8 protein-coding genes are annotated in these 10229 nt (G+C 75.7%); all 8 read left to right on the top strand.

The annotated features are described in order from the left end of the window. A complete protein-coding gene (locus ACFVVA_RS38895) occupies positions 1-1779 on the top strand; it encodes an acyl-CoA dehydrogenase family protein (protein WP_387695425.1) in 1779 nt (592 codons plus the stop codon). Beyond that, on the top strand, positions 1773-3557 hold the full coding sequence (locus tag ACFVVA_RS38900) for an acyl-CoA dehydrogenase (RefSeq protein WP_387695426.1): 1785 nt from the start codon (positions 1773-1775) through the stop codon (positions 3555-3557). Before ACFVVA_RS38895 ends, ACFVVA_RS38900 begins: the two co-directional genes overlap by 7 nt. Positions 3558-3597: 40 nt before the next feature. Then, positions 3598-3897 (top strand): acyl carrier protein, encoded by a 300-nt coding sequence (locus ACFVVA_RS38905; RefSeq protein ID WP_387695427.1) that lies wholly within the window; start codon positions 3598-3600, stop codon positions 3895-3897. Continuing rightward, on the top strand, positions 3897-6899 hold the full coding sequence (locus ACFVVA_RS38910) for a type I polyketide synthase (protein WP_387695432.1): 3003 nt from the start codon (positions 3897-3899) through the stop codon (positions 6897-6899). Before ACFVVA_RS38905 ends, ACFVVA_RS38910 begins: the two co-directional genes overlap by 1 nt. Before the next feature lie 28 nt (positions 6900-6927). Then, positions 6928-7968, top strand: coding sequence for a 3-oxoacyl-ACP synthase III family protein (locus ACFVVA_RS38915; RefSeq protein WP_359914412.1), 1041 nt, complete (start codon positions 6928-6930; stop codon positions 7966-7968). Positions 7969-7990: 22 nt separating this feature from the next. Beyond that, positions 7991-8221, top strand: a complete 231-nt coding sequence (locus ACFVVA_RS38920; RefSeq protein WP_359914409.1) for an acyl carrier protein — start codon at positions 7991-7993, stop codon at positions 8219-8221. After that, positions 8218-9033, top strand: coding sequence for a 2-oxo acid dehydrogenase subunit E2 (locus ACFVVA_RS38925; RefSeq protein WP_387695428.1), 816 nt, complete (start codon positions 8218-8220; stop codon positions 9031-9033). Before ACFVVA_RS38920 ends, ACFVVA_RS38925 begins: the two co-directional genes overlap by 4 nt. Before the next feature lie 113 nt (positions 9034-9146). Beyond that, positions 9147-10223 (top strand): alpha/beta fold hydrolase, encoded by a 1077-nt coding sequence (locus ACFVVA_RS38930; protein ID WP_387695429.1) that lies wholly within the window; start codon positions 9147-9149, stop codon positions 10221-10223. Positions 10224-10229: the final 6 nt, after the last annotated feature.

Below are 10229 nucleotides of genomic sequence, written 5' to 3' on the forward strand. Positions count from 1 at the left end.
ATGGACCACGCGCCGTACCGCGTCGCCGAGGAGCTCGAACAGTTCCTCGGCGACCCGGACGCCCCCGGCACCGTGTTCTCGTACGCCCGCAGCCTGGAGCTGGACGAGAGCGAGACCTTCCCGGCCGACATCTGCCGGGTCCTGGAGGACTGGCGCCTCCAGGACCACTACGTGCCCGCCGAGCACGGCGGCCGGCTCACCGACTACGAGACCGTCATGCAGGTCATGCGGACCGTCGCCCGCCGCGACCTCACCGTGGCGATCGGCCACGGCAAGACCTACCTGGGCGGCGTCTGCGTCTGGGTGTCGGGCAGCCCCGAGCAGGCCGCCCGGCTGGCCGCGGACATCCGCGCCGGCGTCCCGGTGTCGCTGGGCCTCACCGAGCGGGCGCACGGCAGCGACCTGCTCGCCGACGAGGTGCACGGCGAACCGGACGGCGCCGGGGGCTGGCTGGTCAGCGGCGAGAAGTGGCTGATCAACAACGCCACCCGGGGCAGCGTCCTGTCCGCGCTCGTGCGCACCGACCCGGCCGGCGGCCCGCGCGGGTTCAGCGTGCTGCTGATGGACAAGCGCGGCCTCGGCCCGGAGCACTACCGCTGCCTCGACAAGATCCGCACCCACGGCATCCGCGGCGCCGACATCAGCGGCATCGCCTACGACCGGGCCCCGGTGCCGGCCGCCGCCCTCGTCGGCACCGAGGGCGGCGGCCTGGAGACGGTGCTCAAGGCGCTCCAGCTGACCCGGACGATGTGCGCCGCGCTGTCGCTGGGCGCCGCCGACCACGCCCTCGCGCTGGCCCTGGACTTCGCCGAGCGGCGGGAGCTGTACGGCCGCCGCCTGGTGGACCTGCCGCAGGCGCGGCAGGTGCTCGCCTCGGCCGCCGCCGATGTGCTGGTCGGCGAGGCGCTGGCGACGGTCGCGATCCGCTCGGTCCACACCCTCACCGGCGAACTCGGCGTGGCCGCCGCCGCCACCAAGTACCTGGTGCCCACCGGCACCGAGCAGGTCATCGCCGAACTGACCCGGCTGCTGGGCGCCCGCGCCTTCCTCAAGGGGGAGCACGCCGGAGGCATGTTCCAGAAGGTCGACCGGGACCACCGGATCGTCGGACTGTTCGACGGCAACACCCTGGTCAACCTCAACTCCCTGGTCAACCAGTTCCGTTCACTGTCCCGCGGCTGGGAGCGGGGCACCGGGGACACCGCCGGGGCCGCCACCGCCTTCGACCTGGCCGCGCCGCTGCCGGCCCTGGACCCCTCCCGGCTCTCCCTGGTCGCCAAGGGCGGCAGCGGCATCGTCGCGTCGCTGCCGGCCTCCGTGGCCGCCCTGCGCGCCGAGGCCGGGCACGACCCCGCGCTCGACGGCGCCCTGGAGGCCGCCGAACTGCTGCTCGCCGCGACCGGCCAGGTCCACGCCGAGATGGCCGCCCACCGCTCCCCGGTCTCCGACGTGCCGACCGCCGCCTTCGAGGTCGCCCGGCGCTACAGCCTCTGCCTGGCGGGCGCCGCCTGCCTGGGCCTGTGGGCGCACAACCACCGGGCCGCCGCCCGGGGACGCACCGGCGCGCTCTGGCGCGACGGCGTCTGGCTGTGGCCCGCCCTGGACCGGCTGCTGGTCCGGCTCGGCGAACAGGACGACCCCCGGCCGGAGGCCTACCCCGCGCTGCTGGCACGACTGCGCGACACCCGGGCGGCCGGCGAGCTGCACTCCCTGCTCCCGCTGCGGCTGCACCGCCCCGCACCCACCGACGACCGTCCTGCCGAGGGGGCGCCATGCTGACCGACTCCGCGGCCCCCGGACTGCCCCGTCCGGAGGCCCCCGCCGACCGCCCCCGGGAGGGGGCCCAGGAGACCGCGGCCCGGGACCGGGTCGCCGAGCTCGAACGCCGCTTCGGCGACCCGGGCGACCCGGCCAACCCGGTCGGCACCGAACGGCTGCTGGCCGCCGACGAGGCCGGCGAGCTGTCCGGGGCCGGCGAACACCTGCTGGACGACCTCGGCCTGACCGCCGAATTCGTCCCCGCCGAACTCGGCGGGCGGCTCACCCGGATCGACACCCTGGCCCGCACCCTGCGGCCGGTCTTCCGGCGCGACGTCGCACTCGGCCTCGGCCACGGCGTCACCTCGTTCATGGCCGCCGTCAACGTCTGGACCGCGGGCAGCGCGCAGCAGCGCTCCCGGCTGGCCGAGCTGCTGCTCGGCGGCGCCAAGGTCTCGGTCGCCTACCACGAGCTGGCGCACGGCAACGACTTCCTGCGCAACGACTTCCGGGCCCGGCCCGAGCCCGGCGGCTACCGGCTGCACGGCCGCAAACAGGTCATCAACAACGCCGACCGGGCCGCCGCCTTCGCGCTGTTCGCCCGCACCGACGACGCGCCCGGCGCCCGCAGCCACTCGGTCCTGCTGGCGGAACGCGACCAGCTCGACCCGGCCCGCTTCGCCACCCTGCCCCGCCACCCCACCGCCGGGGTGCGCGGCTGCCGGATCTCCGGCCTGGACTTCGACGACTGCCCCGTCCCGGCCGCCACCCTGGTCGGCGAGCAGGGCCAGGGCGCGGAACTGGCGCTGCGCTCCTTCCAGATCACCCGCAGCGTCCTGCCCGGGATGGCCCTCGGAGCCGCCGACACCGGCCTGCGCACCGTCGTCGGGTTCGCCCTGGGCCGGCGCCTCTACCGGCGCCCGGTCGCGGAGATCCCGCACGCCCGCTCCACCCTCACCGGCGCCTTCCTGGACCTGCTGGTCTGCGACAGCCTCTCCCTGGTCGGAACCCGCGCCGTGCACCTCCTGCCGGAGGAGACCAGCGTGTCCGCCGCCGTCGTCAAGTACCTGGTGCCCAAGGTGCTGACGGAGGTCATGAACGACCTGTCGATCGTGCTCGGCGCCCGGTTCTACCTCCGCGACGGCGAGTTCGGCGCCTTCCAGAAGCACCTGCGCGACCTCCCGGTGCTCAGCCTCGGCCACGCCGGCTCGGCGGCCTGCCAGGCCACCGTCGTCCCGCAGCTGGCCAGGCTCGCCCGGCGGGCCTGGTTCACCGGCGACGAGGCGCCCGCGGCGCTCTTCGAAACCCGCACGGACCTGCCCGGGATCCCCTTCGACCGGCTCACCCTCGCCGCCGGGCGGGACAGCCTCAGCGCCTCGCTGGTCGCCTCCCGCGACGACCGGCCCGACCCGGCGCCCGAGGAGCGGGCCCTGCGGACCCTCGCGCTCGCCATGGTGGACGAGCTGCGGCGGATCCAGCAGGACAGCCTCGCCCTTGCCCCCCGGGACCGCACCGCCCTGGCCGGCCCCGGCGCCTTCGCCCTGGCCGACCGCTACGCGGTGGTCCTCGCCGCGGCCGCCGTCCTCGGCGTCCGGCGCGCGGCCCGGGCCGACGGCACCGACCCCTTCCTCGCCGACCCCTCCTGGGCCGCGGCCGCCCTGCACCGGCTCGCCCGGCGCCTCGGACGGCGCCCGGCCGACCTGCCGGCCGGCTGCGAGGAGACGGTCCACCAGGAACTGCTGCGCCGCTTCCACGAGCGCCGCGGCTACGACCTCTACGACACCCCGCTGGCCGGCTGACCGGCCGCCCCGTCCTTTCCCACGCAGCGAGGAGCACCTCATGACCGTCCCCACCACCGGCCTTCCGGCCACCCTCGGCGAGCACACCGTCGAGACCCTGACCGGCTGGCTCGCCGACCGGATCTCCCTCTACCTGAAGCGCCCGGCCGACGAGATCTCCCCCGGCGTCCCGCTCGCCGAGTACGGCCTGGACTCGGTCGCCGCGCTGAGCCTGTGCGGCGACATCGAGGAGGATTTCGACCTCGTCCTGGAGCCCACCGTGGCCTGGGACTACCCGACCGTCGACGCACTCGCCGGATACCTGGTGGAGGAGCTGCGCGCCACCGTGGGAGAGGCATGATGCAGCCCGTCGCCATCGTCGGCATCGACTGCCGCTTCCCCGGCGCACCGGACCCCGCCGCGTACTGGGACCTGCTGATGCGCTCCGGTGACGGCGTCGGACGGGTACCCGAACAGCGGTGGAACGCCGACGACTTCTACTCGCCCGAAGGCGCCGAGGGGCACTCCAACACCACCAGCGGCGGCTTCATCACCGACCCGGACGCCTTCGACCACGAGTTCTTCGCGATCTCGCCGCGCGAGGCCGCTGCGATGGACCCCCAGCAGCGGCTGGTCCTGCAGTGCGCCTGGCGCGCGGTCGAGGACGCCGGAATCGCGCCGCAGAGCCTGGCCGGGACCGGCACCGGGGTCTTCGTCGGCATCATGGGCAACGAGTGGGCCCACCTCCACCTCACCGACTACGCGCGGGTCACCGCGCAGGTCGGATCCGGCAACGGCTACTGCATGACCGCCAACCGGATCTCCTACCACCTCGACCTCAAGGGCCCGAGCCTGGCCGTGGACACGGCCTGCTCCTCCTCGCTGGTCGCCGTCCACCTGGCGTGCAACGCCCTGCTGGCGGGGGAGTGCGACACCGCCGTCGCGGCCGGGGTGAACATCGCCCTCACACCGGCCCTCGGCATCTTCTACACCCAGGCCGGGCTCTCCGCGCCCGACGGCCGTTGCAAGCCCTTCAGCGCCGACGCCGACGGCATCGGCCGCGGCGAGGGCGTCGGCGCGGTGGTGCTGCGCCGCCTCGAGGACGCGATCGCCGACGGGCAGCCGGTGTACGCGGTCATCCGCGGCACCGCCGTCAACCAGGACGGGCGCAGCAACGGCCTCACCGCGCCCAACCGCTGGTCGCAGCAGGAGGTGCTGGCCTCCGCCTACCGCCGGGCCGGGGTCGAGCCGTCCGACGTCGCCTTCACCGAGGGCCACGGCACCGGCACCGTGCTCGGCGACATGATCGAGGTCAAGGCGCTCGGCGACCTGCACGCCGACCGCACCGGCAAGCCGCTGGCACTCGGCTCGGTCAAGGGCAACCTCGGCCACACCGAGGGCGCCGCCGGGATCGCCGGACTCATCAAGGTGGCGCTCTCCCTGCACCACCGGGTGGTGCCCGCCAGCCGGTTCGCCGCCAGGGAGAACCCGGCGCTGAAACTCTCCAAGTACGGCCTGCGGCTGCTCAAGGCGCCCCTGCGGCTGGCGGCCGGAACCACCGTCGGCGGCCTCAGCAGCTTCGGCATGGGCGGCACCAACGCCCACGCGGTGCTGGAGTCCGCGCCCGGCGGCGCCGCCCGGCCCACGGCCGGATCCGCCGCCCGGCCCACCGGCCTCGGGGCGGCGGTGTTCACCCTGACCGCGCCCACCGCGCAGGCGCTGCGCCGCAACCTGGTGGCGCAGGCCGACGCCCTCCAGCGCCAGCGGGTGACCCCGGTCGGCGCCGTGGGCTGGAGCAGCACCCGGCTCAAGACCGGCCACCGGCACCGTTTCGCCGTACCGGCCACCGACACCGCCGACCTGGCGGCCGTCCTGCGCCGGGCGGCCGACGACGAGGACCTGCTGACCCGCCTCACCGGCGGGCCGGGCGGGCGGCCGCGGGTGGCCCTGCTCTTCACCGGGCAGGGCTCGCAGTACCCGGGCATGGCGGCCGGCCTCTACCGCGACGCCCCGCTGTTCCGCCGCCACCTCGACCGGGCGGACGAGGCGCTCCGGCCGCACACCGAGGGCTCGGTGCGCGACCTGCTGCTCGCCGCGGACCCCGCCGTCCACCGCACCGGCTGGGCGCAGCCGGCCCTGTTCGCGGTCGGCTACGCGCTGGCCGCCACCCTGACCGAACTCGGGGTGCGCCCCGGGATGCTGCTCGGCCACAGCATCGGCGAGTACGCGGCCGCGGTGCTCGCCGACGCGCTGCCTCTGGAGCAGGCGGCCCGGCTGGTCTCCGCGCGCGGCCGGCTGATGCAGGAACTCCCCGCGGGCGGCGGGATGCTGGCGGTGCGCGCGGAGGCCGCCGTGCTGGCCGAGCGGATCGCCGGCGAACCGCTGATCGGGATCGCCGCCGTCAACGGGCCCACGGCCACCGTGCTCTCCGGAGACCTCGCGGCGCTGGCCCGGATCGAGGAGGAGCTGACCCGCGCCGGGGTGCGCTCGCGCCGCCTGGAGGTCTCGCACGCCTTCCACTCGCCGCTGATGGAGCCCGTGCTGGAACGCTTCGCCGCGATCGCGGAGGAGGCCGGCGGGAGCGTCCCGGCCCTGCCGGTGTACTCCACGCTGCGCGGCAGGCTGCTGGAGGCCGAGCCGATGGACGCGGCCTACTGGGTCGAGCACATCGGCGCTCCGGTGCTGTTCGCGGACGCCGCACGGCAGTTGCTCGCGGACGCGCCGACCCACCTGCTGGAGGTCGGCCCGCGGCCGGTGCTCGTTCCGATGGCCCGCCGGCTGGGCGGTGCCCCCGCCGGGGCGGGCCCGCGCGGCGTCCTGCCGGTGCCGGGCGAGCAGGCCGGCGGGCGGGAGCTGGCCGAGGCCGTCGCCGAGCTGTTCCGCGGCGGGGCCGACCCGGACTGGCACGCGGTGTACGCCGAGGAGGACCGCAGGGCGCACCGGCTGGCCCCGTACGCCTTCGCCGACGACCGCCGGTTCTGGGCCCGCCCGCCCGTTCGGTCCACGTCCGATCAGTCCGCGCTCGACCCGTTCACGTCCGATCTGTCCGCGCCCGACCCGTCCGCCGCCGACCCGCGGCCGACCGGGTCCGACCCGGGCCTCCGAGCCCCGGACCCGGTGGCCGGCGCCGTCCTGGCCGCCGTCGCCCAGGTGGGCAGCTACGCGCCCGAGGAGATCACCCCGCACGCACGGCTCTTCGAGGACCTCGGCTTCGACTCGGTGATGGTCATGGAGCTCAAGAAGCGCATCGAGGAGCGGCTGACCGGCCTCGAACCGCTGAGCGTGGAGGACCTGCTGCCCCGGCTGTCCTCGGTCGGCGACCTCATCGGCTTCCTGGGCGAACGGCACACCGCCGCCGTCTGAACCCGTCCCGCAGAAAGGACCGCACACCATGCAGCCGCCACCCGAGCGCGATCCCGTCCAGGCGTACCTCGCCTCGGTCGGGACCGCCCTGCCCGGCGACCCGGTCGACAACGCCGCGCTCGCCAAGGTGCTGGGGGTCAACGAGGAGTGGATCGACCTCTTCATCGGCACCCGCACCCGCCACTTCGCCCGCGACCTCGCCACCGGCACGGTGCGCTGGTCGCTCGCCGACCTGTGCGCCCAGGCCGGCGCCCGGGCCGTCGCCGCCGCCGGGATCGACCCGGCGGAGATCGGTTTCGTGGTGCTCGGCACCGCGACCCCGGACCACCTGATGCCCGCCACCGTCAACCACATCGCCGACCAGCTCGGCCTGGACCAGGTGCCCACGTACCAGCTCCAGTCCGGCTGCGCCGGTGCCGTCCAGGCGCTCGGGCTCGGCCGGACCCTGATCGCCGGCGAGGGCCACCGGGCCGGCCTGGTGATCGGCGGCGACGTCTGCAGCAAGCACCTCGACCTCGACCGGGACCTGGCCGGTGCCGCGCCGAGCGACCTGGTCAACTACGTGCTCTTCGGCGACGGCGCCGGCGCCGCGGTGCTCACCGCCGAGCCCAGGGGCGAGGCGGTGGCGCTGCGCCGGGTGCTCAACCGGTTCACCGGCCTCGGCCGGGAGCCCGGCCAGGTCATCGACTGGTTCGGCCTGGCCGACCGGTACGACGACCGGCAGGCCGTCCGGGAGGACTACAAGGCCATCGAGGAGTTCGTCCCGGTGATGGCCGTGGAGATCCTCTGGGAGCTGCTCGACGACCTGGACTGGTCCGCCGAGGAGCTCGACTACCTGCTGCCCCCGCAGCTGTCCGGCCGGATGACCCGCCGCATCCACGAGCAGCTCGACGTGCCCGGTGCCACCGAGGTGTCCTGCGTCGCGGACACCGGCAACAACGGCAACGCGCTGCCCTTCCTCCAGCTGGAGCGGCTGCTGGGGCAGATGTCCCGCGGCGAGAAGGCCCTCGCGGTGGCCGTGGAGTCCAGCAAGTGGATCAAGGCGGGCTTCGCCCTGGAGAAGATGTGACACTCCGTCACCGATTGGACGCATGATGCAGACCGTCGACGAGTTCGCCCGCCTGGTCCGCGAGGAACTGGGCATCCCGCTGGCGGACGGGGACATCGCCGCCGACCTCGACCGGATCCCCGAGTGGGACTCCCTCTACCTGCTCAAGCTGGTCACCGCGCTGGAGCGGAGCACCGGCCGGCCGCTGCCGGTCGGACGGGTGATGGAGGCCCGCAGCCTGGAGGAGATCTACCGGCTGGCGGTCGACCGGTGACCGCCGCCCGCCCGCACCCCGAGCGCCGCCGGCGGCACACCCTCTACTTCCTGGAGTACGCCGCCCGGCAGCGCCCGGTGCACCTGGACACCGAGGTCGACATGACCCGCGTCCAGCGCCACCGCGCCGAGGCCGGGGCGGCCGGGAGCCGCTACTCGGTGGTCGCCTACCTGCTGCACGCCACCGGCCGCGTGCTGGACCGCCACCCCGAGGCCAACGCCGTTCTGGCCCCGGGCTGGCCCGGCCTGCGGGGCCCCCGGACGGTCCGCTTCACCGGCGTCACCGCCAAGCTCGCCCTCGACCGCCCGGTCGACGGCGAGCGCACCGTGCTCTCCGCACTGCTGCCGGGCCTGGAGAGCGCCGACCTGCCCGCCATCCAGGCGCGGATCGACCGCTACCGGGACACCGCCGCCGCCGACCTCCCGGAGTTCCGCGGCGTGCGGATGCTGGGCCGGCTGCCGGTCCCGCTCGGCCGGCTGGCCTTCGCCGCCGCGCTGCGCAGCCCCCGGCGCCGCCCCGGCGTCCTCGGCACCGTCGCGGTCAGCTCGCTCGGGCACCGCCCGGTGGACGGCTTCCACGCCGGCGGCGGCACCGCGGTGACGCTGAACGCCGGCCGGGTGCTCGACCGGCCCGTGGTGCGGGACGGCCGCGTCGCGGTGGCCCCGCTGATGCGGCTCGGCCTCACCTTCGACCACCGGGTCATCGACGGCGCCCTCGCCGCCGACGTCCTCGCCGACCTCAAGCAGGCCCTGGAGGGCTTCGAGGACGGCGCGGGTCCGGACCGCCCCGCCGGCGCCGCGGGGACGGCCTGAGCCGCCACCCGCACTGTCCTTCCGGGCGGGGCCGGGCCGGGGCCGCCCCCGGCCCGGCCCGTGCCGACCACCCCGCCCCCCGCCTACCGCCCCCGCCGACCCGAGGACGCACGATGGACCATCTGGCAGAGCTCAAGGAGTTCGCCCGGCTGCACGGACGCGGCCAGGGCCTGACGGAGCAGTACGTCCGGTCCGTACTGTCCCGGATCACCGGGGACGAACCCGGCGACCCCGGCTCCTGGGCGCGGGTGTGGACCGCCGAGGGCGACCGGCTGCGGGCCGGCCGCCCGCTCGACGCCTGCCGGCGCTACGCGCTCGCCCGCTTCCCGTACCACGGCGACGAGGACCGGCTGGAGGCCCAGCGCCGCTGCGTCGACGCCTTCGACACCTGGCGGCGCACCGGCCGCAACGGCATCGAGCGGCTGGAGTTCGAGCACCCGGACGGCAACCTGGCGGCCTGGGCGTCCGGCCTGTCGGCGGACCGGCCGCGGCCGCTGCTGCTGATCATGGGAGGCATCGTCAGCGTCAAGGAGCAGTGGGCTCCGACGCTTCCGCTGTTCGCCCGGCTCGGCTTCGCCGCCGTCGCCACCGAACTGCCCGGGGTCGGCGAGAACACGCTTCCGTACCGGGCCGACTCCTGGCGCCTGCTGCCGTACCTGCTGGACCGGCTGGCCGACCGCGCGCGGGTCGCCGAGACGGCGGCGCTCGCCCTCAGCTTCAGCGGGCACCTGGCGCTGCGGGCCGCCGCCGAGGACCCCCGCATCCGCAGCATCCACACCGTCGGGGCGCCCGTCGCCGGGTTCTTCACCGACTCCGCCTGGTGGCCCGAGGTCCCCGGCATCACCGTGGAGACCCTGCGCCGGCTCACCCGGACCGCGGACCGGGACGAACTCCGGGACGTCCTGGCCGAGTTCCCGCTCACCCCGGCCCAGCTCGGATCCGTGGACATCCCGGTCGACTACGTGGCCAGTTCCCGCGACGAGATCATCCCGCAGGGCGAGCACCGCCGGCTCGCGCTGCTGGCACCGCGGGCCCGGTTCAAGGTCTTCGACGACGTCCACGGCTCCCCGGGACACGTCGGGGCGATGCGCCGGTGGCTGATCCTCTCCCTGCTGCGCGCCCGCCTGAGCGAGGGGCGGCGCCGGCCGCCGGCCGGCGCCGCCCTGGCACGGACGGCCGGGTCCCGCTGAGGGCCG

The organism is Kitasatospora sp. NPDC058048, from assembly GCF_042885555.1.
Lineage (GTDB): Bacteria > Actinomycetota > Actinomycetes > Streptomycetales > Streptomycetaceae > Kitasatospora > Kitasatospora lactacystinica.

Bases quoted from the DNA above. Each gene is read 5' to 3' on its own strand.
- ACFVVA_RS38895 (WP_387695425.1), top strand. From the start codon at position 1: ATGGACCACGCGCCGTACCGCGTCGCCGAGGAGCTCGAACAGTTCCTC.
- ACFVVA_RS38900 (WP_387695426.1), top strand. From the start codon at position 1,773: ATGCTGACCGACTCCGCGGCCCCCGGACTGCCCCGTCCGGAGGCCCCC.
- ACFVVA_RS38905 (WP_387695427.1), top strand. From the start codon at position 3,598: ATGACCGTCCCCACCACCGGCCTTCCGGCCACCCTCGGCGAGCACACC.
- ACFVVA_RS38910 (WP_387695432.1), top strand. From the start codon at position 3,897: ATGCAGCCCGTCGCCATCGTCGGCATCGACTGCCGCTTCCCCGGCGCA.
- ACFVVA_RS38915 (WP_359914412.1), top strand. From the start codon at position 6,928: ATGCAGCCGCCACCCGAGCGCGATCCCGTCCAGGCGTACCTCGCCTCG.
- ACFVVA_RS38920 (WP_359914409.1), top strand. From the start codon at position 7,991: ATGATGCAGACCGTCGACGAGTTCGCCCGCCTGGTCCGCGAGGAACTG.
- ACFVVA_RS38930 (WP_387695429.1), top strand. From the start codon at position 9,147: ATGGACCATCTGGCAGAGCTCAAGGAGTTCGCCCGGCTGCACGGACGC.